This window comes from Arthrobacter sedimenti, assembly GCF_042652025.1.
Lineage (GTDB): Bacteria > Actinomycetota > Actinomycetes > Actinomycetales > Micrococcaceae > Arthrobacter > Arthrobacter sedimenti.
Genome location: NZ_JBHSDQ010000001.1, coordinates 633,218 through 659,474 on the forward strand (window position 1 = coordinate 633,218; position 26,257 = coordinate 659,474).

Annotated in this window: 27 protein-coding genes and 2 tRNA genes; 11 read left to right on the forward strand and 18 right to left on the reverse strand. The window is 66.2% G+C overall.

Going from position 1 to position 26,257, the window contains the following annotated elements; translation table 11 throughout:
- The first annotated feature begins 7 nt into the window (after positions 1-7).
- The 10 genes from ACFO0G_RS02905 to asd all read left to right on the forward strand — a co-directional run bounded on the left by ACFO0G_RS02905 (position 8) and on the right by asd (position 8,164).
- Positions 8-976: an NUDIX hydrolase gene (locus ACFO0G_RS02905; protein WP_376976357.1), complete on the forward strand. Its 969-nt coding sequence runs from the start codon at positions 8-10 to the stop codon at positions 974-976.
- A gap of 117 nt (positions 977-1,093) precedes the next feature.
- A complete protein-coding gene (locus ACFO0G_RS02910) occupies positions 1,094-2,692 on the forward strand; it encodes a hypothetical protein (protein ID WP_376976358.1) in 1,599 nt (532 codons plus the stop codon).
- Positions 2,670-3,473, forward strand: coding sequence for a thymidylate synthase (locus tag ACFO0G_RS02915; protein ID WP_286398265.1), 804 nt, complete (start codon positions 2,670-2,672; stop codon positions 3,471-3,473). The genes ACFO0G_RS02910 and ACFO0G_RS02915 overlap by 23 nt, the downstream gene beginning before the upstream one ends.
- Positions 3,470-4,054 (forward strand): dihydrofolate reductase, encoded by a 585-nt coding sequence (locus ACFO0G_RS02920; RefSeq protein WP_286398267.1) that lies wholly within the window; start codon positions 3,470-3,472, stop codon positions 4,052-4,054. Before ACFO0G_RS02915 ends, ACFO0G_RS02920 begins: the two co-directional genes overlap by 4 nt.
- 4 nt (positions 4,055-4,058) lie before the next feature.
- Complete coding sequence (locus ACFO0G_RS02925; protein ID WP_141159734.1) at positions 4,059-4,277, forward strand: NF038396 family protein; 219 nt, start codon at positions 4,059-4,061, stop codon at positions 4,275-4,277.
- A 119-nt stretch (positions 4,278-4,396) separates the two neighbouring features.
- Complete coding sequence (locus ACFO0G_RS02930) at positions 4,397-5,368, forward strand: hypothetical protein (RefSeq protein ID WP_376976359.1); 972 nt, start codon at positions 4,397-4,399, stop codon at positions 5,366-5,368.
- A gap of 23 nt (positions 5,369-5,391) precedes the next feature.
- A complete protein-coding gene (locus ACFO0G_RS02935; RefSeq protein WP_286398271.1) occupies positions 5,392-6,036 on the forward strand; it encodes a hypothetical protein in 645 nt (214 codons plus the stop codon).
- 2 nt (positions 6,037-6,038) lie between these two features.
- Complete coding sequence (locus ACFO0G_RS02940) at positions 6,039-6,455, forward strand: hypothetical protein (protein WP_376976360.1); 417 nt, start codon at positions 6,039-6,041, stop codon at positions 6,453-6,455.
- A 53-nt stretch (positions 6,456-6,508) separates the two neighbouring features.
- Entirely contained in the window at positions 6,509-6,919 is a 411-nt protein-coding gene (locus tag ACFO0G_RS02945; RefSeq protein WP_376976361.1) for a hypothetical protein, read from the forward strand.
- 114 nt (positions 6,920-7,033) lie between these two features.
- Positions 7,034-8,164: an aspartate-semialdehyde dehydrogenase gene (gene asd, locus ACFO0G_RS02950; protein WP_376976362.1), complete on the forward strand. Its 1,131-nt coding sequence runs from the start codon at positions 7,034-7,036 to the stop codon at positions 8,162-8,164.
- 69 nt (positions 8,165-8,233) lie between these two features.
- Here asd and ACFO0G_RS02955 read toward each other — a convergent pair whose 3' ends face one another.
- From ACFO0G_RS02955 to ACFO0G_RS03005, 11 genes are all read right to left on the reverse strand, one after another.
- Positions 8,234-9,049, reverse strand: coding sequence for a polysaccharide deacetylase family protein (locus ACFO0G_RS02955; RefSeq protein ID WP_376976363.1), 816 nt, complete (start codon positions 9,047-9,049; stop codon positions 8,234-8,236).
- A gap of 178 nt (positions 9,050-9,227) precedes the next feature.
- Positions 9,228-10,331: a winged helix DNA-binding domain-containing protein gene (locus tag ACFO0G_RS02960; RefSeq protein WP_376976364.1), complete on the reverse strand. Its 1,104-nt coding sequence runs from the start codon at positions 10,329-10,331 to the stop codon at positions 9,228-9,230.
- Between the two features lie 46 nt (positions 10,332-10,377).
- The gene (locus ACFO0G_RS02965) at positions 10,378-11,445 is read right to left on the reverse strand and encodes a UDP-N-acetylmuramate dehydrogenase (protein ID WP_376976365.1); all 1,068 of its coding nucleotides are present in this window, start codon (positions 11,443-11,445) and stop codon (positions 10,378-10,380) included.
- A gap of 22 nt (positions 11,446-11,467) precedes the next feature.
- Positions 11,468-12,742, reverse strand: a complete 1,275-nt coding sequence (locus ACFO0G_RS02970; protein ID WP_376976366.1) for an MFS transporter — start codon at positions 12,740-12,742, stop codon at positions 11,468-11,470.
- A 26-nt stretch (positions 12,743-12,768) separates the two neighbouring features.
- On the reverse strand, positions 12,769-13,206 hold the full coding sequence (locus ACFO0G_RS02975; RefSeq protein WP_236820196.1) for a MaoC family dehydratase: 438 nt from the start codon (positions 13,204-13,206) through the stop codon (positions 12,769-12,771).
- Between the two features lie 2 nt (positions 13,207-13,208).
- Positions 13,209-13,670 carry an FAS1-like dehydratase domain-containing protein gene (locus ACFO0G_RS02980; protein WP_376976367.1) on the reverse strand — a complete coding sequence of 154 codons (462 nt, stop codon included), beginning with the start codon at positions 13,668-13,670 and terminating at the stop codon, positions 13,209-13,211.
- Between the two features lie 64 nt (positions 13,671-13,734).
- On the reverse strand, positions 13,735-13,959 hold the full coding sequence (locus ACFO0G_RS02985; protein ID WP_286398287.1) for a DUF3188 domain-containing protein: 225 nt from the start codon (positions 13,957-13,959) through the stop codon (positions 13,735-13,737).
- Between the two features lie 43 nt (positions 13,960-14,002).
- Positions 14,003-14,944 (reverse strand): DUF2797 domain-containing protein, encoded by a 942-nt coding sequence (locus ACFO0G_RS02990; protein WP_286398289.1) that lies wholly within the window; start codon positions 14,942-14,944, stop codon positions 14,003-14,005.
- Between the two features lie 27 nt (positions 14,945-14,971).
- The gene (locus ACFO0G_RS02995; RefSeq protein WP_286398291.1) at positions 14,972-15,835 is read right to left on the reverse strand and encodes an HpcH/HpaI aldolase/citrate lyase family protein; all 864 of its coding nucleotides are present in this window, start codon (positions 15,833-15,835) and stop codon (positions 14,972-14,974) included.
- Between the two features lie 167 nt (positions 15,836-16,002).
- A complete protein-coding gene (locus tag ACFO0G_RS03000) occupies positions 16,003-16,944 on the reverse strand; it encodes an aldo/keto reductase (RefSeq protein WP_376976368.1) in 942 nt (313 codons plus the stop codon).
- On the reverse strand, positions 16,944-18,659 hold the full coding sequence (locus tag ACFO0G_RS03005) for a glycoside hydrolase family 13 protein (protein WP_376976369.1): 1,716 nt from the start codon (positions 18,657-18,659) through the stop codon (positions 16,944-16,946). Before ACFO0G_RS03005 ends, ACFO0G_RS03000 begins: the two co-directional genes overlap by 1 nt.
- Before the next feature lie 96 nt (positions 18,660-18,755).
- Here ACFO0G_RS03005 and ACFO0G_RS03010 point away from each other — a divergent pair, with 96 nt between their 5' ends.
- Entirely contained in the window at positions 18,756-19,967 is a 1,212-nt protein-coding gene (locus ACFO0G_RS03010; protein WP_286398297.1) for an ROK family protein, read from the forward strand.
- Between the two features lie 26 nt (positions 19,968-19,993).
- Here ACFO0G_RS03010 and ACFO0G_RS03015 read toward each other — a convergent pair whose 3' ends face one another.
- The 7 genes from ACFO0G_RS03015 to ACFO0G_RS03045 form a co-directional block, all read right to left on the reverse strand.
- Positions 19,994-21,565 carry a Na+/H+ antiporter gene (locus ACFO0G_RS03015; protein ID WP_376976370.1) on the reverse strand — a complete coding sequence of 524 codons (1,572 nt, stop codon included), beginning with the start codon at positions 21,563-21,565 and terminating at the stop codon, positions 19,994-19,996.
- Between the two features lie 21 nt (positions 21,566-21,586).
- Positions 21,587-22,243: an NAD(P)H-binding protein gene (locus tag ACFO0G_RS03020; protein ID WP_376976371.1), complete on the reverse strand. Its 657-nt coding sequence runs from the start codon at positions 22,241-22,243 to the stop codon at positions 21,587-21,589.
- Positions 22,244-22,259: 16 nt separating this feature from the next.
- Positions 22,260-22,817, reverse strand: a complete 558-nt coding sequence (locus ACFO0G_RS03025; RefSeq protein ID WP_376976372.1) for a dihydrofolate reductase family protein — start codon at positions 22,815-22,817, stop codon at positions 22,260-22,262.
- Positions 22,818-22,839: 22 nt separating this feature from the next.
- Positions 22,840-23,637, reverse strand: a complete 798-nt coding sequence (yidC, locus tag ACFO0G_RS03030) for a membrane protein insertase YidC (RefSeq protein ID WP_376976373.1) — start codon at positions 23,635-23,637, stop codon at positions 22,840-22,842.
- Between the two features lie 93 nt (positions 23,638-23,730).
- Positions 23,731-23,804, reverse strand: a tRNA-Met gene (locus tag ACFO0G_RS03035).
- Positions 23,805-23,864: 60 nt separating this feature from the next.
- A tRNA-Thr gene (locus tag ACFO0G_RS03040) sits at positions 23,865-23,936 on the reverse strand.
- A 298-nt stretch (positions 23,937-24,234) separates the two neighbouring features.
- Positions 24,235-26,205, reverse strand: coding sequence for a DEAD/DEAH box helicase (locus ACFO0G_RS03045; protein WP_376976374.1), 1,971 nt, complete (start codon positions 26,203-26,205; stop codon positions 24,235-24,237).
- Positions 26,206-26,257: the final 52 nt, after the last annotated feature.

The following is a 26,257-nucleotide window of genomic DNA, read 5'->3' on the forward strand; positions in this document are numbered from 1 at the left end:
CAGCCGCGTGTCGAGCGATGCACTCGTAGCTGACCAAACTGACCACCCGGGGGAACCTGTAGCCGTCACCGCTGCGGGGGCCGTCCCCTGGCGGATCAACAAGGACCGCCTTGAAGTCCTGCTGATCCACCGGCCCCGCTACGACGATTGGTCCTGGCCCAAGGGAAAAATCGACGCCGGCGAGACAGTCCCCGAATGCGCTGTCCGTGAAGTATGGGAGGAAATCGGCCTCCGGGCGCCGCTGGGCATACCGCTGCCGCCCATCCACTACCACGTGACGTCGGGCCTCAAGGTGGTCCACTACTGGGCGGTCAAGGTCAACGGCACCACCCTGGTGCCGGACGGCAAGGAGGTGGACAGCGTCATGTGGTGCGCCCCCGAAAAGGCCGCCCGCCTGCTGTCCAACCCGTCCGACGTCGTCCCCCTTGAATACCTGCGGGACGCACACGAACGGGGCGCGCTGGACACCTGGCCGCTGCTGGTTCTGCGGCATGCAAAGGCCAAACCGCGCTCATCCTGGAGCAAGGCCGAGGGCGAGCGTCCGCTCGCAGCCACCGGCACCCGGCAGGCGCAGGCTGTCGGCAGGCTCCTGCAGGCGTGGAAGCCGATGCGGGTGGTCACCAGCCCGTGGCTGCGCTGCGTCGCCACCGTTGCTCCGTACGCACGGGCCACGGGTGCCAAGGTGAAGCTGGCCGAAGGCCTGACCGAGCACAAGCACCAACGCAGTCCGAAGAAGACGGCCGCCGTCATTGAGTCCCTGTTCGACAAGCAGCGCCCGGTGGTGGCCTGCACGCACCGGCCTGCCCTGCCGACCGTGCTCAAGCAACTGGCGGAACACATGCCGTCGCACCTCGCAAAGCTGCTGCCGGCGCACGAGCCGTACTTGTCACCCGGCGAAGTGGTGGTGTGCCACGTGGCCTTGGGCGGCAGGAAACGTGTTGTGGCAGTGGAGCAGTTCAAGCCCTTCGATGACTAGGTCCTGCCGGTCCGGGTTGACCTAACGGTTCTGCCAGCCTTGACTTAGTAAACGACGCACACTTTTGGGGGAAAAGTGCAGGCTGCCACGACTTTAGTTTTCCAGGATATTCCGCCAGTGGCCCTTTTCTGGCCGTTCCTGCTCAGCGGTGCCGTCTTCCTCCTGCTCCGTTACCTGATTCGCGGTACACGCGGCCATGATGTCACCACGGCAGTATCCCGGCATGCGTTCTGCGTCGGACTGATTGGCTGGCTGGTTAGTTCACTGCTCCCGGCGGCCAACGCGGGGATTCTTCCCGTCCCGGGAACCGCCAATCGACCGGTTGAGACTTTGCCGGCGCTTGCGTGGCCGGTTCTCGGTTGCCTGATTGTGCACATCCTCGGCCAACTGAGCTACCCCAGGGCCCAGTTGATGCCCGTGCGGCCTGGGGCTGGCCGAGGCATCCGGCAATTCCTGCCCCGCCGCCTGTTTTGGACCGTTACGGCCATCCTCATGCTTTCCGCCGCGCAAATCGGATGGACATCCACGCTGTCCGGCTTCGCCGCCCGTCGCTACGGCTCACGTCCGGACGGTTCCGGTGGCTATGTCACCTTCGGCGGGGAAGGCCGGATTCCCGGCGTCGAACTCGCGGCCTACCTTGGCGGGGCGCTGCTGGTGCTGGCCGCTGGAACCTTGGCTGTGCTGGCACTGATCGCCCGCCGGCCGCCGTTGGCTGGACTGGCCGCCCATGCTGATGGGCTGCTTAGAACCATTTCCATGAACCGGCTCCTGCGGACGGTCGCAACAGTTGCTGCAGGCCTGGCGGCCATCGCGGGCAACCATTCAGCCCGCCCCGATCCTGCCACCGGACCGGCTAACTGGTTCAACCCTGCCGGGGCCCTGAACCTGGCCATCCTGCTGTTGATGCTGTCATGGGCCCCGCCCAATCTTTCCGGGATATCGCCGGCCCGGAGACATGGCGGCGCCGGGACGCAGCCGGCCACGAAACTGACTGTCTCCGTAGGTGCGGTCATGGGACTGGCCGCATTCCTGCCTGTACCCGCAGCAATCTTTGTCCCGGGAGCGGCAACCGGGCATCCCGCCCTTTTAGTGGCCGCTTCAGCTACCTCGGTCCTGGCGGCTGTATCCCTCGGCGAGCTACTGATGCACCGGAATTACGGGACCGCACGCGAGCCCCGCCACTGGCCGCGCCAAACGGTTTCGCGCACCATGACCGGCACTTTCGTTATTGCTGTGGCCATTCTTGTGGCTGTCATTTCCGTTGTGGCCTGGCGACAAGTTGAGTTGGAAGCGGAGCAGTCGTGGGAAATGACTGCCTGGACCAGCACGGTCATTGCGCTCGTATCCGGGCTTCCCCTGGTGCTGGCCCGCCGGCGCGGAAGTGTTCCGGGACCGCTCCAGGGGCTCGACAGCGCACTCCGCGCGATCACCACGCACCGTGTGGTCCGGACTGTTGCCGCGTCCTTCGCCGCCCAGGCAGGGGTGCTTCTGATGACCGCAGGTCCAAAGCTGCACCGGGCATCGCCAATTGGTCCGGAACCGTGGGACGTCGTGTGGCAGGCGGCCCCTGCCGTCGGGGTTCTTCTGGCCACGGCGGCAGTGGTGATCGCGGTGATCCCAGTTGCAGGAGTTCGCTCCCGCGGAGACGCGCCAGTGCCGCCGGCGAGCAAACCCCAGCAAGTAGACTTGAGGCGTGAGCATCCCAACGCCTTATGAAGACCTCCTGCGCGATGTCCTGGCCAACGGCACCCATAAATCGGACCGCACGGGCACCGGAACCACCAGCGTTTTCGGGCGCCAGATCCGCTTTGACCTTTCCAAGAGCTTCCCGCTGATCACCACCAAGCGCGTCCACTTCAAGTCCGTGGCGGTGGAACTCCTGTGGTTCCTGCGCGGCGAAACCAACATCAAGTGGATGACGGACCAGGGCGTCACCATCTGGAACGAGTGGGCCGATGAGGACGGCGACCTGGGCCCGGTGTACGGCGTGCAGTGGCGCAGCTGGCCCACCCCGGACGGCGGCCACATCGACCAGATCGCCGAACTCATGGAGAACCTGAAGTCCAATCCGGACTCGCGCCGGCACATCGTGTCCGCGTGGAACGTCTCCGAACTGAACGACATGGCGCTCCCTCCCTGCCACGCGTTCTTCCAGTTCTACGTGGCCAACGGCAAGCTCTCCTGCCAGCTCTACCAACGCTCCGCGGACATGTTCCTGGGCGTGCCCTTCAACATCGCCTCCTACGCGCTGCTCACCTGCATGATCGCGCAGCAGTTGGGCCTGGAACCGGGCGAGTTCGTGTGGACCGGCGGGGATGTGCACATCTACGAGAACCACATGGACCAGGTCCTCAAGCAGCTGGAACGCGAGCCCTACGAATACCCGCAGCTGAAGATCACCCGCAAGCCGGCGTCGATCTTTGACTACACGCTGGAGGACTTCGAAGTGGTGGGCTACAAGCACCACCCCACAATCAAGGCACCGATCGCCGTATGAGCACCGAAAACTACACGGATCCCCAGTCCTTCACCGAGGAGCTCGCGGCGTCGATCACAGGCGTCGGGCTGATCTGGGCGCAGACCTCCGACGGCGTGATCGGCAAGGACGGGGACATGCCCTGGCACCTGCCCGAGGATCTCAAGCACTTCACCCGTCTTACCACCGGGCATCCTGTCATCATGGGACGCAAGACCTGGCTGTCCTTCCCGGACAAGTACCGTCCCCTGCCCGGCCGCACCAATATTGTGATCACCCGGCAGAAGAGCTGGGCCGACACGCCTGAGGCGGAGGGCGCCGTCGTGGTTCCCTCGCTGGATGATGCGCTCCTTGAGTCGCAGTTTGTCGACGGCGGCGAGACGGTGTGGATCCTGGGCGGCGGCGAGGTTTTCCGCCAGTCCACCGAGCTCGCCAACGTCGCGGTGGTCACCACCATCGATGTGAAGGCCGACGGCGACACGTTCGCTCCCGAGCTTGGCCCCAGTTGGGAGGCGTCCGCCTCCGTCCCGCCGGACGGATGGCTCACGGCCGCCAACGGCACACGCTACCGATTCACCAAATGGTCACGGACCGAGGGCTAGGAACATGCTGAAGAAACCGGAAACCCTGTTCGTCCTGGGCTACATGCTGCTGCCCCTGCTGGCGCTGCTGTCCGCGATCGTGGGGCTGACCATGATCCTGGGCGGCAACAAGATCGCCGGCGCCATCGTGCTCGTAGTGGTCACGCAGGTCTTCACCTTCGGCGCGTTCTTCGCGCTGCGCGCCCGGAAGGCAGCCGTGCTGGAGCAGTCCGACCAAGGCTAGCTGCGGCCGGTGTGTAGGTTGCATGGGGAGGCCACCCCATCGCGGCTGGCTGTGTCCTGGCCTAGGCTGGGGCACGCAGCACTCTGGGGGCTGTTGAATGAATATTGGGGGGAATCCTGGTGGCAGGAACTTTGTGGGGCGCCGACGTCGAGCAACTGCGGGCCCTCGCGCAGCAGTTCAACAAGACGGCGGATCTGCTGCAGCAGCAGTCGACGCAGCTGAGCAGCCAGATCAACAACAATCCGGCCTGGAAGGGCGCAGATGCCCAGCGGTTCCGCTCTGACTGGAACGCCAGCCACCGCACCCTTCTCCAGCAGACCGTCTCGCGGCTGAAGCAGGAATCAAAGGTGTTGCTCAAGAACGCAGATGAGCAGGAGAAGGCCAGTACCACGGGCCCGGGCGCCGGTTCGCCCGCCGGCAACAACGGTCCGCTCCCGCCAAGCCCGGGGCAGGGCAGCAACGATCCCTGGGGCCCGGACTGGCTCGCTGATCCGGATTCGCCGTTCCGGGACGGCTGGGACATTTATGGTTTGACCAAAGCCCTGCCGAACCTGCGTGCAGGGTTGTTCGATCTTCCCCATTTCATCAGCAAGGCAGACAACCTCGGCGAGTTCCTCTTCTCCAGGGACTTCCGGAGCGTGGCGAAGGCGTTCCAGGACTCGAACATCCTGAGCCAGTATTTCAACACCTCTTCTGAGCTGTTCGACGGCAGGTGGGACACGGCCTTGAACCTTGCCGAGGGCGGCAAGGCGGCCAAGTTCTTCGAGTTCGGCGGTAAAGCCTTGGGCGGAATAGGGGCTGGCCTCGATGCCCTCGACGCTATAAACAACTTCGCCAATGGAAACCCCGACGACAACGGCCAAGCCTGGTATTCGGTGGTCAAGGCAGGCCTGGGCGCGGCCGGCTTCATCCCACCACCAGTTGGGACCGTTGCCATGGTTGCATCCGGAGCGTTGGCCATCTATGACAACGTGCCGATAGTTAAGGAAACCGTCAATGCCATTGGGGGGTCCATAGCTGACGGCGCCAAGGAAGTCTGGGAAGGCGCTGGGGACGCCGCCGAAAAAGTCGGCGACTTCTTTGGATTCTGAGCCCAAAACGAGAGGTATCGACGATGACTGAGATAACGACGGAAGCCGCCACCATCCCCGATGCAATCGGATACGGCTTTGCCGAGATGGTTACTCTCGCAAGCCTTGAGGGTGGGGAAGCCGCGGTCCTCAGCGCTGAAGCACTGAGGGTGGACGGCTATCTGGACAACACGGACATGGTGAGCGCAGGCGCGTCGTCTCTGGTGGCCCGAGGCCTGGCCAAAGCCGAAAACGACGGGCTCCTTTCCGTATCAGGTCCCACTGCCGCCGTGGCTGCCCTGCTCTCCTCCGCCATCCGTCGCATTGAGATCTCGCTGCTGACGGCCGAAGGGGGCGACAGCGTAGTCTTCATGGAAAATGATGACATCCATCTGCTGTTTCAGCCCCGAGCCTACTTCACGTGGTGGGCAATGGCTCAGCGACCGGACGTTACCGCACCCGAGGCCAACCTCATGGTTATCAAGCAGCACCTGGACAGCAACCCCGGGGGCGGCGCCACTCTTCGCCGCCGCGAGGATCCCACCGGACAGACCCTTTACGTGAAGAAGGGTGGACACGGAACATGGACAACCGGCACGGCCGACTCCCGGCAAGAGAACATTGCTGAAACCAAGGACGTCAATGAGGCTTTCCTTCTTGACCAGATCCGCGCCATCCGTCAGGACTGACTGTGACCTTCGACCGAGACCGTGAACGCCGCAACGACGAAGTGTATGCCGAACACAAGGCAGCGCTGGCACGGGGCGAGAAGCGCGTTCTGCGCAGGACAAATACGGGTGAACTGCACAGCTATCCCGGGGACGAGATCGGTTTTTCTCCGGGCCGTGGCCAGGCACAGGTCCGGAGCTGGTGGGGCATGGGTATTGTGTCCGCCTTTCTGGGGCTCATGTTCGTTGGCTCCATGGTGCTGTTCCTCGCCTCGTTCAGGCAGGGCACGAGCCCCGAGTGGGGCGCGCTGTTCGCAATCGGCCTGGGTGGCTTCGGGGCTTGGTTCACCTTTGGCTTGGCAAGGGACGAGTACCGAGCCAAGAAGCTGCGCAAGGAACGAAATGCACCGGAACCTGGAGCAGGACATGTCAACCAGTGATTCTCCGCACAGGCTCCGACCGCCTGCGGCTTCCCGATGAAGCGCGGAAATTGATGGACAACTCCGTTTCTGGACCGACAGGGCCGCGCTCCCGAAACGGCTACTACCGGCAGCAGGTGGAGGTGGAAGCCGAGAGGCAGGGGCTGACGCCCGAGGAATATGGGGTCTACAAGGGCTCAACCGGCAGCGCCATCAGGCCCATCAATTCAGCTGGCGGCCTACTGTTTCTTGCTATTTTGATCTCAGTGTTTTCGGCTGTTGTCTGTGGAGCGGCCATCATTCTGCTCACTGGCGAAGGGGTCACCAACTGGGTGCAATTCGTCGTCGGCTGCGCCATTGTCATCGTCCTGGTGCCCGCCTCATGGGCTTACCACTTCAAGGAGCGCAAGGCTGCACGCCTCCGGAAGGCGGCCGGGAAGACCCTTGAACCTCCTACCCGCCGCTCAAGCCGGCCGGACTGGTAACGGCAGCTGACAGCGCAAACCCGCCTAACGCCGTCGTACTTTATGACCGAACCCCGGCGCGGGGCGTGACGTAACCGACTGCGACCTTCCGGATGCGAAGTCTAAACTGGACCAATGACTACAGCAGCTACCCCTTCCGTCGGCCTGGTCGGATGGCGCGGCATGGTCGGTTCCGTCCTGATGCAGCGCATGCAGGACGAGGGCGACTTCGCCAACATCAACCCGGTGTTCTTCTCCACCTCCAACGCGGGAGGTGCCGCGCCGTCCTTCGCTGACGGCGCCGGCAAGCTCGAGAGCGCGTTCGACCTCGACACCCTGGCAAAGCTGCCCATTATCGTCACCGCGCAGGGCGGCGACTACACAAAGCAGGTCCATGGCGAACTGCGCAGCCGCGGCTGGGACGGCCTCTGGATCGACGCCGCCTCCACCCTGCGCATGAACGATGACTCGATCATCGTGCTGGACCCCATCAACCGGGACGTCATCGACAAAGGCTTGGTCAACGGCACCAAGGACTTCATCGGCGGCAACTGCACCGTCTCCTGCATGCTCATGGGCCTCGGCGGCCTGTTCAAGAACGGGCTGGTCGAATGGGGAACCTCCATGACCTACCAGGCAGCCTCCGGCGGCGGCGCCCGACACATGCGCGAGCTCCTCAGCCAGTTCGGCACGCTCAACGCCGAGGTCAGCACGGAACTGGATGACCCGGCATCGGCCATCCTGGACATCGACCGCAAGGTCCTGGCACACCAGCGCACCGACATCGACGCCACCCAGTTCGGCGTCCCCCTGGCCGGCTCCCTGATCCCCTGGATCGATGCGGACCTGGGCAACGGGCAGTCCAAGGAAGAGTGGAAGGCCGGGGTTGAGACCAACAAGATCCTGGGCACCTCCGAGGAAAACCGCGTGATCATGGACGGCCTCTGCGTCCGGATCGGTGCCATGCGCTCCCACTCCCAGGCCCTGACCCTGAAGCTCCGCGATGACCTGTCCATCGCCGAGATCGAGAAGCTGCTGGACGAGGACAACCAGTGGGCCAAAGTGGTTCCCAACAACAAGGAATCCTCCATGGCCGAGCTGACCCCGGTGGCTGCCTCCGGCACCCTGGACATTCCGGTGGGCCGCATCCGCAAGATGGAGATGGGCCCGCAGTACATCAGCGCGTTCACCGTTGGTGACCAGCTCCTCTGGGGCGCTGCCGAGCCACTGCGCCGCATGCTCAACATCGCCACCGGCAACCTGTAACCGTTACAGCAGAAGAAGGGGCCCGGCCTGCACAAAGCATGCTTGTGCGGGCCGGGCCCCTTTTGGCATTCACTGCTGAAGGGCGGCGGTGCTGGCCGGCGGTGCTGCATTCGGCGAGGTCTGGGCGCTGGCACCCTGGCGGACAGTAACCATTGGCAACCCGCTGTTCTTCACTGCCGCCATATGGGAATCAAGTACGGCAGTGCCCGTATGGTAAATGTCCTGGCCTACGCTCGCTCCGACCTCGTGGTAAACCAATACCAGCCATGTGTTGCTTGCTTTGGCGGTATTGATCCAGCGCTGAACCGTGGCGGTGGAGGTGCTGGAATCGACGTTCTGGACGAGGATGTTGTACGGGTTGAACCCGGGTTGGGCATTGAAACCGTCATCGGTGTTGCGCTGGGTGGCGTAGTGCTTGTGGACGGCCGCAGTGGTGGTCGGGTTGTACGCCCCGTAGGGTGAGGCGAAATCCACTGCCGCGGAGGGACCGAACATCTGTTGCAGCGTGGCTTTGCTCTGCGCAAGCTCATTTTCGAGCTGGGCGGCGGACAGGTTGGTCAGGTCCGGGTGGGTTACCGTGTGGGACGCGATCTCGTCACCCCGGCCCGCGAAGGCCTGGATTTGGGCCTGCGACATGTAATCCGGGGTGTTGATGGATCCCGGGAGGACGTACATCGTGGCCGGAACTCCGTACTTCTCCAGGACGGGCAGTGCATTGTCGTACTGGCTGGCCCAACCGTCGTCGAACGTCACGCTCACCGTTGCGCCTGCGGCATGGGCGGCCGGGGCACCCCCAAGCGAAGCGGCGCACAGTACCAAGGTGACCGAGAAGGAGGCAGCCAACCATTTGAGCGCGCGCCCGCTGTGCAGTAATGCGGCCCCCATCACCCGAATTCGATTCCTGATGTCCATCGTGTCCCCGCCCTGCAGTGTCAGTGGAGACACGGTAAACCCGTCTGACCCGCACGGATAGGGTTGCCACTACGCGAATTGGACGTGGCCGCCCCCATAAACCAAACCCAACCTCGGCGGAATGGCGAACAGGAGGCCCTTGGCCCCTGTGTCAGTTGCCCAGGAAGGCAAGGTAGCGTCTGGCAGCACGGGCGAGGGCGGCCTGCGCTGCGGGGCCCATTGGCTGGTTTCCATTGAAGAGTTCGGGTACGACGACGGCACGCGGCCCCGTGCCCTGCAGCACCCAGGTGCCAACCACCTCCCCCGCGGCAACCACTGTCCTCTTGAAAACGCCGTTTCCGCCGGGCACGATCAGGTCGGCATGCGCGGGGTCCAGGACGTGGATCCGGTCTGTGTAGCCCAGGACGAACTCGTCGAAACCCGGCAGCAGGTACAGGGACCGCGCCCCTGGAAGGCCCGTGTCCAGGAGGGCGGCCACATCCGGTGAGAGCCAGTAGGAGGTGCCCTCGAACTCCAGCTCCACCAACTCGTGGCGGACGTGCTCGAACGCGCTCCGGACCTCGGTCAGCGGCAACTGCGTCCACCAGGCGAAGTCGCGGAGCGTGGCCGGCCCGTGGCTACGGAAGTAGCGGAGGAGGAACCCGGCCAGAGCCTCCTCGCGTGCCGGGGTGCGGGACGCCGGGATCCATTGATCGAGGGCCACGATCAGTTGCTGGTTGCCGGCGAGGGGCCCCAGCACCAGCCACCCGTGCCGGCACAGCGAACCCAGGAGATGGATCCCCCGCTGGCCCTGCGTCGGCTGGCTGCCTGCGTCGAACACCTTGAACAGCTCGGAGCGGCTGATGGGACCGTCAGCCAGGATGCGGTCCAGCGCCAGGTCGCGTGCCTTCTCCACGTCGGTCCATGCGATGTCCAGCTGCCGGTGCCGGGCCGCGATGCTCCTGGCCAGCCGCTCGGCCGTGAGCTCCAGCATCCAGCGCAGGTCCTCGGGAGCCACCAGATGCAGCGTTCCGCGCATGGGCCAGGAGCGGACCACCTCACCATTGTTGATCGCACCCCTGACGTCTGCGATCCCCGCCCCGGGCACCCGGACACCTACCGCCCACAGTGCTGCTTGCAGGTCCTGCGCCTGCATGGCAGTCATCCACCGGACCAGCTCCGCAGCGGACGTGGCACCATTATCGCCAAGTCGTTGGGACGCGAGCCTCAGCCGCCCCACCACCCTGCGGTCGCGGAGAACACCCTGTGCAGCCATGCGCCCATCCTAGGCCCGCTGACGGCGGTGGGAACACGCTGAGTGGTTAGAGCTCCAGGCCGATCAGCAGCGGCTCCGGATGGAGCGAAATGGCAAAGCGGCGTTCGACGCCGGCCCGCACCTCCCGCGCAACGGCCACCATGTCAGCGGCGCTGGCGGAGCCGCGGTTGGTAATGGCCAGGGTGTGCTTAGTGGAGAGCGAGGCGCGGCCACCGGCCACGCCTTCCTGACCCAAACCAAAGCCCTTGCCGAACCCTGCCTGGTCGATCAGCCAAGCTGCCGACAGTTTCACCAGCCCGTCCTGCCCGGCGGGGTAGCGGGGCGCCGTCTCAGGGAGCGTGTCCGCAACCTCAGCCGGAACGATGGGGTTGGTAAAGAACGAGCCGGTGGAGTAGGTGTCCCTGTCCCCGGAGTCCCACACCATGCCCTTGGAGCCCCGCAGCCGGAGCACTTCACGGCGGACATCGTTGGCGTAGGCACGCTTGCCTACCTCCACGCCGAGGGCGCGGGCCAGTTCGGCGTAGCGGATGGGGGCGCTCATCCGCCCCAGCGGCAGCTGGAATTCCACAGTGAGGACCACGTACCGGGGCGAGCCGTTGACGGTGGTCTGCTTGAGGATGGAGTCCCGGTAGCCGAACTTCAGCTCCGAGTTGGTGAAGGTCTGCACGGCATTCCGCTGCCGGTCCCAGGTGCGGACGGCGGCAATGGTCTGGGAAACTTCCGCACCGTAGGCGCCCACGTTCTGGACGGGAGTGGCGCCGGTTGAGCCTGGGATGCCGGAGAGCGCTTCGATGCCGGACCAGGCATGACGGACGGTGTGCTCCACCAACTTGTCCCAGTTATGGCCGGCCTGCACCACCACGGCCACTCCCCCGCAGGAATCCTCCGCGTTGACCGTGAACCCCTCGGAAGCGATCTTGATGACGGTGCCGGGGAACCCGTCGTCGGACACCAGGAGGTTGGATCCGCCGCTGATGATCAGGACCTGTTCACCGGCCGCGTCCGCGGAACGGACGGCCTCGATGATCTCCGCCTCGGTCCGCGCCTCGATGAACGTTCCGGCGGGGCCGCCGACGGCGGAGGTGGTCAGGGAGGAAAGCAGGGTGGGAGTCACCCGTCAACAATACTAGGGAAACCTATGCGGCCTTCCGGGCCACCGGCGACAGCACGAAGCTCACGGCCAGCATCACCATCACGGCCAGGAGTGAGTGCAGGATGCCCACGTGTTCGGCGAGCAGGCCAAGCAGCGGCGGCCCGCACAGGAATGCGCCGTACCCGATGGTGGACACCACCGATACCCGGGCCGCGGCCTTGGCGGGGTCGTCGGCCGCAGCGGACATGCCCACCGGGAAGCCCAGGGAGGCGCCCAGGCCCCATGCCGCCAGCCCAACGTACGCGAGCCACGGCACCGGAGCGAAGACAAACACGGCCAGGCCCAGGACGGCGGCGGCAGCGCACCAGCGCATGACCGGCACCCGTCCGAACCGGTCCAGCAGCGGCGTTCCGGCGAACCGCCCGATGGTCATGAACGTGACAAAGAGGCCATACCCGGCAGCACCTGCGGCGTCGCTTTGCCCGTGGCCGTCCGCCAGGGCCAGGGCCACCCAGTCCCCCGCGGCACCCTCCGCCAGGGCGAGCCCCAGCACCAGGATGCCCAGCAGCAGGGTCCGCCGCTCCCGCCAGGCCTGGGCGATCCTTCGCTTGTTGTCCAGCGGCGCCTCCGCCGCGCCCACGGCAGGGATCACGGGAATGGGCCCTGTGGTGGGGTCCTCGAAGTTGTCCGGGGAGTAGCTGCGCTCCCCCGGCACCGGGATGGCATCGGCACGGAACCAGGACGCCGCCGTCGCCACCGAAACAGCAACCACCGCCCCTGCTGCTGCCAGGTGCCAGAACACGGGCAGGGACACGGCCGCAGCAAGGGCACCCAGTCCGGCACCGGCCACGGTTCCAAGGCTGAACGCGCCGTGGAGCCGGGGCATGATGTGCCGGCCAACGGCCCGTTCCACCGCCGCGCCCTCCACATTGGAGGCAGTGTTCCAACTCCCGGTGCCCAGGCCGATGATGGCCAGACCTATGGCTGTTGCTACGGGGTTTGCCAGCACAGTCGTGCCAAAACCCGTGGTCAGCAGCCCGGCACCCACCATGATGCTGCCGGTGCGGATGGTCCGCTTGGAGCCCAGCCGCAGCACGATCAGTCCTGACATGGAAACGGACGCGAACGAACCCAGCGTCATGCACAGCAGGATGACGCCCACGCTGCCCGGGGTAAGATCCAGCGCGTCCCGGATGGCCGGCAACCGGGAGACCCAGGAGGCAAAGGCAAGTCCGCTGGCGCCGTAGGCAACGACGACGGCGTTGCGCCAGGCAGTGACCTGGGCAGCCGAGGCGGTGGTTCCTGCAGGAGTGGTCAAGGGGTGCAGCTCGTCGTCAGGAACACTCAGGACAGCTTGACGAGTGCCTGGGCCTTCATCAGGACCTTCTGCCCGGCGGAAACCACCGTGAGGTCGATGCGCGCCGTGTTGGCTTCGGCGTCGAGCTTTCCAATAATGCCGCTGACCTCGATGCTGGCTCCAGGCTGGTCCGTGCCGGTGGTGTCGGTGACCAGGACGGGCTTGGTGAAGCGGGTCTGGAAATCGACAACGGCGGCGGGGTCGCCTGCCCAGTCGGTCACCAATTGGACGGCTGAGCCCATGGTGAACATGCCGTGGGCGATCACGCCGGGCAGTTCCACGCTGGTGGCGAAGGCTTCGTTCCAGTGGATGGGGTTAAAGTCTCCGGAAGCGCCGGCATACTTCACCAGGTCTGTCCGGGTCACCTCGATGGTGCGGCTGCCGATCTCCTGGCCGGGGCTGAGTTCATGGATGCTGAGGCTCATGGCTACTGTCCCTCTCCGCGGACCAGGATGGATGACGTGGTGGTGGTGACGGGTTCCCGGGAGTCGCCGGTGCCAAAGGCGAAGATCTCCGAACGGGTGGTGATCATGGCACCGCCGCCCATGGCCCGGACGCCGTCCACGTGCAGTTCCGCCACGAGGCGGTCGCCGGCAACGATGGGCCGGTGGTGGGTGAAGCGCTGGTCGGCGTGGACCACGCGGGAGAAGTCGATGCCCGCTTCCGGATCCTGGATGAGCTGGGCGTCGGCGCGCTGGGCGATGATGATGGCGAAGGTGGGGGGCGCCACCAGGTCACTGTGACCCAGGGCCCTGGCGGCCTCGATGTCGAAGTGTGCAGGGTGGGTGGCCTTCACGGCGCGGGCGAATTCGCGGATTTTCTCGCGGCCAACGTCATACACCTCTGCGGCAGGGTAGCTTCGGCCCTGCAGATCCGGATTGATAGTCATGGATTCCAGCCTATCGCCCGCTTGTTGGCGGGGAGAAAAGGCCCGCCGCGTTTGCTGTCTCCCGCTACCGGCGGAGGTTCCTGCGGATGGCCTGGCCGCGGACCACGAGGCCGACGACGTGCAGGACCAGGCCGAGTCCGATCAGCGGCAGGGAGGCCATGGCCAGTCCCTGGTTGCCGCTGGTGTTGCCGATGAGGGTGAGGATGATGCCGACGGCGATGAGGCCCATCGCGCTGAAAACCAGGACTTTGTAGCGGGTTGGCGCGGTGGCCCAGAATTCGTTCAGCACGATCCAAGTCTACCGGCCGCGGCCGGCTTGGCCCCTGGGAGGGTCAGAACAGGGCTTCCTGCACGGCGGGGACGTCGGAGGCGAAGTCGCCCAGGACAATCGTCCGGGCGGCCAGTTGGGACAGGTTGACCACGAAATCGGTATCCGAGCCGTCCAGCCGGGCCAGGGCGTTCGCGCCGCTCATCGCGGCAATGCCGAACCCGTGCCGACCCGCCTCGAGGGCGTGCGGGTACGCGTGGCGGGGCTTGTTGCCGTAAAGGGCATTCCCGTACAGGGCGTCAGCATGGGCCGGTCTGGCCCACTGCTCCTCCACAGTTTCGAAACCGTCGACGGCGGTGCGCGCCAGGAGCCCGCGAACGTTAGCGGCGGCGCAGGCATTGACGGTGTCCAACGCCGTGGCCAGGCGCGGCTGCAGCAGCGCGTCCGCCTTGGCCGCCGAGCGCACCTGCTGAGTCAGCCCGACGTCGGCCGTCACCAGGTCCTCAAGGATCCGCACCACCCGGCCGTCCTGAGCCCGGGCAACATAACGGGCCACCGCGGCCCCCTGCTCCGCGAGCCGGTTCCACTTCCGCGGGCCGGACGCCGTTCCCACCTTGGTGGCGCCGCCGGCGAAGGTCGCCACATAGAGCCAGTGCTCCTGCATCAGGTAGTCCCGCAGGCCGGGAGTGGTGCGGCCGCCGCGATGGAAGTCATGCATCAGCCGCGACTCGTCCAGCACGAAGCACCGCTCGCACTGCTTTCCCCGTATGGCGGGAGCCCCGGAGGCACAGAGGACGTGGCTACGCGAGCCGGCCTGCTGCATCTGTACATGCCCCAGGCAGAACCTGCCTGGCTCCACCACCTCGAAGCCGAGCCGTTGGCCCCGGCTGAGGGCGATCTCCCGGAACTCCCCCTCCGGTGACTGGAGGCGCAGAACCGGGCGTCCGCCGTCGTCCGGCCGCCCATCCCAAAAGACCCCGTGGACCAGATAGCGTGTATCGGTCAACGGGGTCTCCTGACGTGGTGGGTGGCGCTACAGCGCCGGCTGCACCCCAAAGGCTACCGCGAGCTTCATGATCTTCTCGGCGCGGCCCAGGCGCGGCAGGTCGGAGCCGTCACGGATGACGCGGCCGTTGGCCTCGAAGTCGTTCATGAAGTCCGTGGCCCAGGCGACGTCGGACGGCGTGGGGCTGATGACCTCGTTGATCACCGGGGTCTGGTCGATGGCCAGGCAGAGCTTGCCGGTCATGCCCATCATCACGGTGATGCCGGTCTGCTCGCGCAGGATGGGGTGGTTGGTGCCCACCGTGGGGCCGTCGATGGGGCCCGGCAGGTTGCCAACGCGGCTGGCGACCACTAGCTTGGCGCGGGGATAGGCCATGGCTTCAGGGGTGGCGGCCATGCCGGTGTCGCGGCGGAAGTCGCCGGAGCCGAAGGCCAGGCGGAACGCGCCCTGGGCCTTGGCGATGTGGTTGGCTTCCTCGATGCCGAGGGCGGATTCCACCAGTGGGATGACGGGGGTCTTGCCGTCCATGCGGTGGAAGCTTTCGGTGACCTGGTCCGCGGATTCGGTCTTGGCGAGCATGACGCCCAGCAGGCCGGGGGTGCCGCGAAGGCCGGCAAGGTCATCGGCCCAGAAGGGGCTGGTGGCGTCGTTGATCCGGACCCAGGCCTTGCCGCCGGCGGTCAGCCAGTTGATGACGTTGTCCCGGGCCTGGTCTTTCTGGGACGGGTCCACGGCGTCTTCAATATCCAGGATGATCGAGTCGGCGCGGGACACGGCCGACTGGTCGAAGAGTTCCGGCTTCATGGCATTGACCAGCAGCCAAGAGCGGGCGATCTCTGCGGGGATATTGCGTTCCGGCCTAACAGTTTCGGCGGCGATGGTAGACGTCATGCTTTCTACAGTATCCGGCCCGGAAGCGGCACGGCGAAGAAAACGGCCAGCTTGTGAGGTTCAATACGAACTAAACGCGATGTGACTGGCTTGGTGGGGAAACCAGCTGGCAGTTGTTGCCGTTTTGGAGCTTCAAAACGACAACTACTGCCAGTCAGTTGGGAGGGTCAGGGGATGTTGCTGCCCCGCGCGGTGACCCAGAGTTTGTACCAGTCTGGGCGGGTGAGGGCACCGGCCACGCGGGCGGCATCGCCGCAGGCCCGGATCCGGTCCGGGTTCACCGTGCCGATCACCGGCGCGATCCCGGCCGGATGCTTCATCAGCCACCCCAGGAGGACGGCCTCGCCGGAGGTGCCATACTCCCCGGCCAGCTGGGCCACGAGTTCGGCGGTGGCTGCCTCCGCAGACGTGGGGCTCTCCTGCTCGGCGCCGGTGAAAACGCCCTTGGCCAGCGAGCCGTAGGCCTGCAAAGTGATGTTGTTGCGGGTGCAGTACTCCACGGTGCCGTGGGGGAAGCTGTAGTCCAGGTGTTCCGGGTGGTTGACCAGGACCTGGCTTTCCAGCCACGCCCGCTTGAGCAGGCTCATCTCCAGCTGGTTGGCCACGACGGGCGTCTCCAGCTTGTCCTGCAGCACCTCGATTTGCGCCGCGGACATGTTGGACACGCCCAGTTGCCGGACCTTCCCTTCGGCTATGAGCTGACCGACGGCGGATGCCACCTCCGCAGGGTCCGCCAAGGGGTCCGGGCGGTGCAGCAGGAGGACGTCCACGTAGTCGGTCCGGAGCCGTTGAAGGCTGCCGTTGACCCGCTCCAGGATGGCGTCCCGGCTCAGGTCGTAGTGGGTCTGCAGGCCGCGTTCGTTCAGCCGGATGCCACATTTGGTCTGCAGCCGGATCCGCTCCCGCAGGCCGGGCGTGCCGGCCAGCACCTCGCCGAACACCGCCTCGGACTTGCCGCTGCGGTAAATATCCGCGTGGTCGAACAGCGTGATGCCGGCATCCAGGGCTGCCTGGACGGCAGCAGCAGCCTGGTCCACATGGTGCGTGCCATGCGGCTCATCAGACCAGCTGCCGCCCAGGCCCATGCAGCCGTAAATGACTTCCTGCATCAGTCCCGCAGCCAGGCGGTGGTGTTGGCCGGCAGCTTGCCGTCCTCCAGCGGAGCGCTGCTGACCAGCACCTGGCCCGCGGGAAGGTCCACGGTGGTGGTGCCGAAGTTGGTCACGGAGTGCCAGCCGTTGGGGCGCTTGAAGTGCAGGACGTCCGCGTTGCCGTTTTCAACCCATTCGAGGTCCTCGTCCGTCAGCAGTTCCCGGCGGAGCTTCAGGGCTTTGCGGTAGAGCTCCAGCGTGGAACCGTCGGTGCCGTCCTGGGCCTCGACGGCGTACTTGCTGAACCAATCCGGCTGCGGCAGGTGGGAGCCGCCGTCGCCAAAGCCGAAGGAGGTGCCTTCCAGCTTCCAGGGCAGCGGCACGCGGCAGCCGTCGCGGCCGATCTCGACGCCCTTATTGCGGAAGAAGGACGGGTCCTGCCGCTCCGATTCCGGAATCTCGGCCACTTCCTGCAGCCCCAGTTCCTCGCCCTGGTACAGGTAGGCGGATCCGGGCACGGCAAGCATCAGCAGGGTGGCTGCGCGGGCACGGCGTTCGCCGAGTGCAACGTCCAGCTGGTCCTTGGGGCCGCCGGCGAGGAGCCAGTCCTTGCCATCCTGGCCCTTGGCGCCGGCCTTTTCCTTGGCCACCTGGGGCAGGCCGTAGCGGGTGGCGTGCCGCACCACGTCGTGGTTGGAGAACACCCAGGTGGAGGAGGCGCCGGTGGCAGCTGCCTCGGCAAGGTTGCGGGTGATGATCTCCTTGTATTCGGCGGCATCGAAGTCGGCCTGCAGCAGGTCGAAGTTGAAGGCCTGGCCCAGTCCCTGGGGGCTGGCGTAGCGGGCGCGGCGGGTGGCGTGCACCCAGGCCTCGGCCACGGCAGTGCGGGGCGGGTTGTACTCGTTGAACACCTCGCGCCATTCGGCGTAGATCTCGTGCACTTCGTCGCGGTCCCAGAAAGGGTGCGTGCCGTCATCGAAGCCGTCCACGCCGGTGTTGGCGGCGCTCAGTTCCAGCTTGGACAGCAGCGGTTCGGTGAGGTCCTTGGTGAGGGCGTGTGCCACGTCCACGCGGAAACCGTCAACGCCCCGGTCGGACCAGAAGCGGAGGGTCTTGAGGAAGTCGTCGCGGATTTCGCGGTTGGACCAGTTCAGGTCCGGCTGCTCCTTCGCGAAGATGTGCATGTACCACTGGCCGGGGGTGCCGTCCGGTTCGGTGATGCGCTCCCACGCCGGCCCCCCGAAGACGGAGTCCCAGTCCGACGGCGGGAACTCGCCGTTGGGGCCTTTGCCGTCCCGGAAGATGTAGCGGTCGCGGGCGGCGGAGCCCTTCGGCGAGGCCAGCGCTTCCTGGAACCACTGGTGCCGGTCCGAGGAGTGGTTGGGGACGATGTCGGCAATCAGCTTGATGCCGGCGCCGTGCAGGGTCTTGGCCATCTCGTCGAAGTCGGCCAACGTGCCCAGCTTGGGGTCGACGTCGCGGTAGTCGTCAACGTCATAACCGCCGTCGGCGAGCGCTGACGGGTAGAACGGGCTCAGCCAGACGGCGTCGATTCCCAGCGACTTCAGGTACGGGACCTTGGCGGTGATGCCCTTGAGGTCGCCGATGCCATCGCCGTTGGAGTCGGCGAAACTGCGGGGGTAGATCTGGTAGACGGAGGCCTGGCGCCACCAGTTGGGGTCGGCCAGACGGTCAGAGTCGGACAGGGTTGCCAGCGTGGCAGTGGTGGACAAGGACTAACCCTCTTCTTCAGTGCGGTTATATTTATATTGAGCCTAAATTTACTTCCTCAAGTATTATCTGGTGCTTTGTACAGGAAGGTCAACACCATGCCCGAACCGGTTCCGGCAACTCCCCAGTTGCTGCGGCGCGTAAGTGCCGGCGCGGTACTGGAATTCATGCGCACCGCGGCTGCGGTGACGGTCACGGACGTCATGGCTGCCACCGGGCTGACCCGCGCTACCACCATCGCCGTCTGCGAGGACCTGGTGCGGCGCGGCTGGCTCCTGGAGCTGGAGAACCAACGCGAGTTTGGCGGGTACCAGAAGGGCCGCCCCGCCAGGCGGTTCGAGCTCAACGGGCAGGCGGGCGTGGTCCTGGGAATGGACATCGGCTACTCCAAGGTCACCGTGGTGGTCTCCGATCTACGGGGCAGGACCCTTGGCCGTTCCAGCCAACCGTTCCAGGCCGGCGACGTGGGCTCGAAGGAACGCATCGCCTATATTGACGGCGTGGCCATGGCGGCGCTGCGCTCCGCGGAGACCGGGTCTGAACAGGTGCTGGCCGTCTGCGCCGGGGTGGCGGCGCCCGTGGACCGGCACGGTGATGTGGTGGCCACGCAAAAGTTCTGGGGATTATTCGACCTGGGGTTGGCGCCGGCCCTCAAGGAGACCCGCGGGTGGACAGTGCTGCTGGAGAACGATGCCAACCTTGCCGCCCTTGGCGATCGGTGGCAGGGGGCGGCTGCCGGCGTGGACGACGTTGTGGTGATCCTGGCCAGCGAACGGCTGGGGTCAGGCATCGTGGAGGGCGGCCGGCTGGTGCACGGAAGCCGCGGCAGCGCCGGGGAGCTCGCCTACCTGGACCTGGTGGAAGGCGTAGGTGACACCTACGGCATCGCCCACCTGGCCCGGACGTGGGCAGCCGAGGCACTGGCCACGGACAGGCCCACTGCCCTCCGCGACTTCCGGCCAGGGCGGGTGGAGGCCGAGCAGGTCTTCGCCGCAGCGGCCCGAGGTGATTCTGTGGCCCTGGGCATCCTGGACCGGCTGGCGGACAGGATGGCACGGGTGGTGGGCACTGTGGCAACCCTGCTCAACCCCGAACTGGTGGTGATCGGCGGCGGTGTGGCCGATTCAGCGGACGTCCTCCTGGCGCCGATCAGCGAGCGCCTGAAGGAGTTCACTGCCACCCCCGCACGCGTGGCGGTGTCGCCGCTGGGTGACTCCATCGTGACGGTGGGCGCGGTACGGTGCGCGCTGGACTACGTGGAGAAGAACTCCCTGGACTTGGAGCTGGCGGCGCCCGCTGCTCCGGCCTAGCATTCGCTGCTCCAGTCCAGGGCCGGCTACTCCGGCATAACCATGGTGCGCAGGTCCAGCTGCCGCAGCACCCTGTCCGCCACCTCGGGATCCATGTCCGGTTCGTTCCGCGCCGCCACCACTTCCTGCCGGGCTGCGTCCAGTGCGATGGTCTGCACGGCGATGGCCAGTTCGCGTCCGCGCTGGCGCTTCTCGGCCAAGGGCTCGTTCCGCAGGCTGCCGTCCGTCAGTTCCGCGTGCAGGCGCCGCATCCTGTCCTTGACCAGCGCCACTTTCTCCGGCGGCAGGTCCGTCATCAGGTCGTGCTGTTTCAGGGCCGCCACCGCGGCCGCCTGGGCCCTGGTGGCCAGCAGCCGGACGGCGTCGCGCTCGGCCGTTCCGTCCTCGGAGGCGTTGAGGACCCGCATGAGCCATGGCAGCGTCAGGCCCGGTAGGACCAGCGTGGCAAGGAGCACCGCGCAGGCGATGACCAGCAGATAGTCCCTGCCGGGGAACGGCGTGCCATCGGCCAGGGTCAGCGGCAGCGCCAGGGCCAGCGCCAGGGTGGCCAGGCCGCGCATGCCGCACCACGTCAGGATGAGGACTTCCTTCAGGGATGTGGGCTGCAGCAGGTTCCTGCGTTTCCTGGCGCCCAGGGCCAGGACGCCAAGCCACAGGAACCGGACCGCGAAGACCAGGACACAGACCACAAGGGAAGCCCCGATCATGCCGAAAATTTCCGTTCCCTCGTCCCGGATGACATGGCGGATTTCAAGCCCCACCAAACCGAACGCCAGCCCGGTGGCCAGCAGCTCCACCACATCCCAGAAGGCGTTCCGGGTGACCCGCTCGGCGGCATCCTGCGGGCGGGCGTGGCGCTGCATTTCCAGGGCGGTGACCACCACGGCGATGACGCCGGAGGCATGCACCTCCTCCGCCAGGATGTAGGCGGCGAACGGCACCACCAGGGTCACGGCACTCCGGGCCACCATGGACGTGACCAGCCGGGTGATGAGCGCGATCAGCCAGCCCATGGCGACGCCGACCACGACGGCAAGCGCCGCTCCCACCAGGAACTGCAGGACGACGTCGGGCCCTATCTTGGTGCCGCCCACGGCAGCGGCCACAGCTGCCTGGAAAATGACGATGGCGGCAGCGTCGTTGAACAGGCCCTCACTCTGCAGGACGGTGATCAGGCGGCGCGGCATGTGCACCCGGCCCGCCACGGATTCCACGGCCACCGGATCCGGCGGGGCCACCATGGCTCCGAGGGCGATGGCGGCGGGTATTCCGATGCCGGGGATCATCAGCCAGGCGGCGCCGGCCACCACGGCGGTGCTGATCACCACCAGGGCAACGGCCAGCATAATCAGGGTCCGCCACCGGACGCGGAACACGGCCCACGAGCTTCGCTGGGCGGTGGCGAACAGCAGCGGCGGCAGGAAGATGGGCAGGATCAGCTCGGGTTCAATCTCCAGGTCCGGGAAACCCGGTATGAACGTGAGGGCCACCGCCAGGAGGAGCATCAGGACCGGGTACGGCAACCGCAACCTGTCCCCCAGGCCCACGGCCACCACCGTGGCCAGCAGCAGTCCGACTATTAGTGCGAGCTGATCCATAAGCCTCTTTCCTGCCGGCGTCTACGGGCGCGGTTCCAGGGCAGCGGCCACCGGCAGGGTGCCGTCGCGGAACTCGATGGTCCGGCCTGCGGTCTGCGGCAGGTCCAGCACCGCCGCCGCCACGATCGCCACATTGGCCCGGGAGGTTTCCCTTTCCCCTTCCGGCGAGGGGTCGACGTCGATCCGTCCCGTTCCAGGGTTGTCCGTCAGCGCGCCGGGCCCCAGGATGGTCCACGCCAGCCCGGTGCCGCGCAGGTACTCGTCCGCAGCTGCCTTGGCTTCGGCGTAGGCAAAGAAGCTGCTGTCCTCCGGCACGCCGTGGTCCTTGCCGGCGCCGAAGTAGGACACCATGACGTAACGGTTCACCCCGGCCTGGGCAGCGGCATCCATGGACCGGATGGCAGCATCCTTATCCACGGCGTAGGTGCGGTCCGGGTTGCCGCCGCCGGCGCCTGCCGACCAGACCACGGCGTCGTGCCCGGCGAGCGCCTCGGCGATGGCCGCCGTCGTGGAATTTTCCACGTCCAGGACGGACGGCGTGGCGCCGGTGGCAGTGACGTCGCCGGCATGATCCGGGTTTCGGATGAACGAGGTCACGGAGTGTCCCTCGCCGGTGAGCAGTTCGGACAGGAGGAGGGCCACTTTCCCGTGGCCGCCAAAGATGGCGATGCGTGTCATGCACCCATTCTGCCCGCTATGGCAGACATTGGTAGCGCAGGTACACCACGCCGTTGCCGAACCGGCGCTCCTCCAGCAGTTCCAGCTTCAGGTCCAAGCCGTCGGGCAGGAAACGCAGGCCATCCCCTATGGCTACCGGATTGATGAACAGCTGGCACTCGTCCACGAGCCCGGCCCTAAAGGCGTGTGCGGCGAGGGTGGGGCCGCCTATGCTGATGTTCCTGTCGCTGGCGGCCTTCAGGTCCTGCACGGCTTCCGGGACGAACTGCCGCTCCAGCCTCGTCCTTGGCGTTGCGACGGTGTCCAGGGACGCCGAGTACACCACCTTGTCCGCCGCCGCCCACAAGCGGGCGTAGTCCTGGATCACCGGCGGGTCTTCGGGTGTGCCCATGGTTTCCCAGACCGACATCACCCCGTAAATCCGGCGGCCCATGAGGTAGGTGCCCACGTCCCGCTCCAGGTCGTTGATGAAGGCGTGGATTTCCTCGTCCGGCGCCGACCAGGCGAAGTTGCCGTCTGTGTCTGCCGTATAGCCGTCCAGGGACATGATTGCGGAGTAGATCAGCTGCGCCATGGGCCCATTCTGCCGGTGGGCATCAGTTCTGGATAGGTTTTCGGGACACCAGGAACTGCTGCCCCAGGGTCCAAAGGTTGGAGACCGTCCAATAGACCAGGACACCGATGGGGAAAAAGATCCCGCCAACACCGAAAACCACCGGCAGGACGTAGAGGAGGACCCTCTGCTGGCGCATCAGGGGGCTTTCGCTGTCCTGCCCGGCTAGGCTCCGTGCCGCCACCAGTTTCTGGGTCAGCAGCTGCGCGGCGATCAACACCAGGATCATGACGAAGGCAAGGACGGCCACCGCGGTGCTGTCACCGCCGCCGTGCAGCACCGAGGCGGACAGCGGAGCGCCAAAAATACTGGCGGAATCGAACTGGACCACCTGGTCCCGGCCCAGCGCGCCGATACCTTGGCCCTGCGGCGCGGCGCTGGAAATTCCGGACAGTACCTGGAACAGGGCCAGGAAGAACGGCGCCTGGATCAGCAGCGGCAGGCAGGCGGAGAACGGATTGGTGCCGTGCTTTTTGTACAGGGCCATCTGCTCCTGCGCCATGGCCTGCCGGGATGCCTGGTCCGTCCTTCCCTTGTACCTGTCCTGGACCTCCTTCAGCTCCGGCTGCAGGAGGCGCATCCGGCGCTGGGTGCGGACCTGCGCCAGGAAAACGGGGATCAGCGCGGCGCGGATAACCAGGACCAGTCCGACGATGGCCAGCGTCCACGTCCAGCCACCCGCTGCCGGCATGCCCGCCGCAGCCAGGCCATCATGGAAAGCCACCAGGATGACGGACACCAGCCACCGGAACGGCTCCATCACGGCCGTGAAAAAGTCCACCGAATCCCCCATCCGCCAGTTGCTGCAAAGCTACCGGGCATCAGGGAAACAGGAAAGCCCCCGGAATCTCACGGATTCCGGGGGCTTAGCCTGTAGCGGTGGGGAGGCTCGATCTCCCGACCTCACGATTATGAGTCGTGCGCTCTAACCAACTGAGCTACACCGCCACGAATGAGAAGAACCTGCGTCAAGCCGGTCAAACCGCCTTGACGCAGGCCCTCATTCAGAGCCCCCCACCGGAATCGATCCGGTGACCTCGTTCTTACCAAGAACGCGCTCTACCACTGAGCTAGGGGGGCAACGAGTAAATACTCTACCGGAAGATTTCCGCACCAACAAATCGGCATCCGGCGGGCTCGCGGAGCCGGGAAGTGCCCCCAGTTCCGGGGCCCGGAAGGCCCGTTTTCCGCGGATTTCCGGGGCTGGAGGGGCCATCGACAACAGGGCTTACGACGGCGGGAGGCACCCTTCGGACGACCCACGGCTCCATGCCGGGAGCGGAATGTGTCCATCCCCACACTCGATTGCTTAAAAGCCGATGGGCCGGCTCGAAAGCCGGCCCATCGCCGTCGTCAATCATTCAAACCTGCGAAAGGTTTACCACTTGCCCTTGCGGTTGAAGTCGCCCTGGCGGGGCTTGCGGGAGCCGTCGCCGTGGCCGCTGAAGGAACGCTCGGAACGCTCGCTGTACGAACGGCCGCCACGGTCAGCCGAGGACCGCTCGCCGTCGTTCTTCCGGAATTCCTTCTTGAAGCCGCCGTTACCCTTGAAGTTGCCGCCGCGGTTGCCCTGGTAGCTGGGGCGGTCGCCGGAGGGACGGCGGCCGTTGTCCAGTTCCAGGTGGATCAGCTCGCCGCCGATCCGGGTGCGGGACAGTGCGCGCAGCTGGTCCTGGCTCAGGTCCGCGGGCAGCTCCACCAGGGAGTGGTCCGAACGGATGTCGATGCCGCCGATCTGCGCGGAAGAGATGCCGCCCTCGTTGGCGATGGCGCCCACGATCGAGCCGGGCATGACCCGCTGGCGGCGTCCCACCGCGATGCGGTAGGTGGCGTTGCCTTCGGTCAGCGTGCGGCTGGGGCCGCGTGAGCCGAAGCCGTCCTTGGAGCGCTCGCGCTTCTGGAACTCGGGAGCAGCAGGCAGTTCCTTGACCAGCAGCGGCTGCCCGCCCTGGGCCATGACGGCCAGTGCCGCAGCGATTTCTGCTGCCGGCACCTTGTGCTCTTCCTCGTAGGAAGCGATGAGGTCGCGGAAAGCGGCAACGTCCTCGGAGGCGAGGGTCTCGGTGATCTTGTCAGCGAACTTGCCCAGGCGCAGGGTATTCACGGTCTCCGCGGTGGGCAGGTGCATCTGCTCCACCGGCTGGCGGGTGGCCTTCTCGATGGAACGCAGCAGGTACTTCTCGCGCGGAGTCATGAACAGGATTGCTTCGCCGGAGCGGCCGGCACGGCCAGTGCGGCCGATGCGGTGCACGTAGGACTCGGTGTCGTGCGGGATGTCGTAGTTGATGACGTGGCTGATGCGCTCCACGTCCAGGCCGCGGGCGGCAACGTCGGTGGCTACCAGGATGTCGATGCGGCCTTCCTTCAGCGCGTCAACGGTACGCTCACGCTGCTGCTGCGGGATGTCGCCGTTGATGGCGGCAGCCTGGAAACCACGGGACTTCAGCTTGTCAGCCAGGTCCTCGGTTGCCATCTTGGTGCGCACGAACGCGATGACACCGTCGAACTCTTCCACCTCGAGGATGCGGGTCATGGCGTCCAGCTTCTGCGGGCCCATGATCTGCAGGTAGCGCTGGCGGGTGTTGGCACCGGTGGTGGTCTTGGACTTGACCTGGACCTCGGCGGGATCGTTCAGGTACTGCTTGGACATCCGGCGGATCTGGCCCGGCATGGTGGCCGAGAACAGCGCCACCTGGCGGTCCTCGGGGGTCTGCTGGAAGATCTGCTCCACGTCTTCGGCGAAGCCCATGCGCAGCATCTCGTCAGCCTCGTCCAGCACCAGGTACTGGAGTTCGGACAGGTCCAGGGAGCCCTTGGAGATGTGGTCGATCACGCGGCCGGGGGTACCGACGACCACCTGGGCGCCGCGGCGCAGGCCGGCCAGCTGGGGACCGTAGGCGGAGCCGCCGTAGACGGGCAGCACGGTGAAGTCATCGATGTGCTTGGCGTAGGAGGTGAAGGCCTCGGCGACCTGGAGGGCCAGCTCGCGGGTGGGGGCCAGGACCAGGGCCTGGGTCTTGCGGGACGGTCCGTTGAGGTCGTGGAGTTCGGCCAGGCGGGACAGCGCCGGCACTGCGAATGCTGCAGTCTTGCCGGTACCGGTCTGTGCCAGGCCCACGACGTCGCGGCCTTCGAGCAGCAGCGGGATGGTGGCTGCCTGGATGGGGGACGGCTTTTCGTAGCCGACATCCTGGAGGGCGGCAAGGACGCGGGCGTCGATGCCGAGGTCGGTGAACTTCACGGTGTTCTCGTCAGCGTCCGCGGCAGGTGCCTCAGCTGCGGGAGCCTCTGCGGCGGCCACGGGGGCGTCCTCGATAACGGCGGTGGTTTCGTTCTGGTTTTCGGGCATAGGGAGATTCCTCATCCATAGGGGGCCAGGCGGCACTACCCAAGGTGAGCGG

Excerpts from the sequence above, each read along its gene's own strand:
- ACFO0G_RS02935 (WP_286398271.1), top strand. The coding sequence starts at position 5,392 with ATGACTGAGATAACGACGGAAGCCGCCACCATCCCCGATGCAATCGGA.
- ACFO0G_RS02925 (WP_141159734.1), top strand. The coding sequence starts at position 4,059 with ATGCTGAAGAAACCGGAAACCCTGTTCGTCCTGGGCTACATGCTGCTG.
- ACFO0G_RS02960 (WP_376976364.1), bottom strand. The coding sequence starts at position 10,331 with ATGGCTGCACAGGGTGTTCTCCGCGACCGCAGGGTGGTGGGGCGGCTG.
- ACFO0G_RS03010 (WP_286398297.1), top strand. The coding sequence starts at position 18,756 with ATGCCCGAACCGGTTCCGGCAACTCCCCAGTTGCTGCGGCGCGTAAGT.
- ACFO0G_RS02945 (WP_376976361.1), top strand. The coding sequence starts at position 6,509 with ATGGACAACTCCGTTTCTGGACCGACAGGGCCGCGCTCCCGAAACGGC.
- ACFO0G_RS02955 (WP_376976363.1), bottom strand. The coding sequence starts at position 9,049 with ATGGGGGCCGCATTACTGCACAGCGGGCGCGCGCTCAAATGGTTGGCT.
- ACFO0G_RS02920 (WP_286398267.1), top strand. The coding sequence starts at position 3,470 with ATGAGCACCGAAAACTACACGGATCCCCAGTCCTTCACCGAGGAGCTC.
- ACFO0G_RS02995 (WP_286398291.1), bottom strand. The coding sequence starts at position 15,835 with ATGACGTCTACCATCGCCGCCGAAACTGTTAGGCCGGAACGCAATATC.
- ACFO0G_RS03025 (WP_376976372.1), bottom strand. The coding sequence starts at position 22,817 with ATGGCGCAGCTGATCTACTCCGCAATCATGTCCCTGGACGGCTATACG.
- ACFO0G_RS03000 (WP_376976368.1), bottom strand. The coding sequence starts at position 16,944 with ATGCAGGAAGTCATTTACGGCTGCATGGGCCTGGGCGGCAGCTGGTCT.
- ACFO0G_RS02980 (WP_376976367.1), bottom strand. The coding sequence starts at position 13,670 with ATGACTATCAATCCGGATCTGCAGGGCCGAAGCTACCCTGCCGCAGAG.
- asd (WP_376976362.1), top strand. The coding sequence starts at position 7,034 with ATGACTACAGCAGCTACCCCTTCCGTCGGCCTGGTCGGATGGCGCGGC.
- ACFO0G_RS02975 (WP_236820196.1), bottom strand. The coding sequence starts at position 13,206 with ATGAGCCTCAGCATCCATGAACTCAGCCCCGGCCAGGAGATCGGCAGC.
- ACFO0G_RS03015 (WP_376976370.1), bottom strand. The coding sequence starts at position 21,565 with ATGGATCAGCTCGCACTAATAGTCGGACTGCTGCTGGCCACGGTGGTG.
- ACFO0G_RS03020 (WP_376976371.1), bottom strand. The coding sequence starts at position 22,243 with ATGACACGCATCGCCATCTTTGGCGGCCACGGGAAAGTGGCCCTCCTC.
- ACFO0G_RS03045 (WP_376976374.1), bottom strand. The coding sequence starts at position 26,205 with ATGCCCGAAAACCAGAACGAAACCACCGCCGTTATCGAGGACGCCCCC.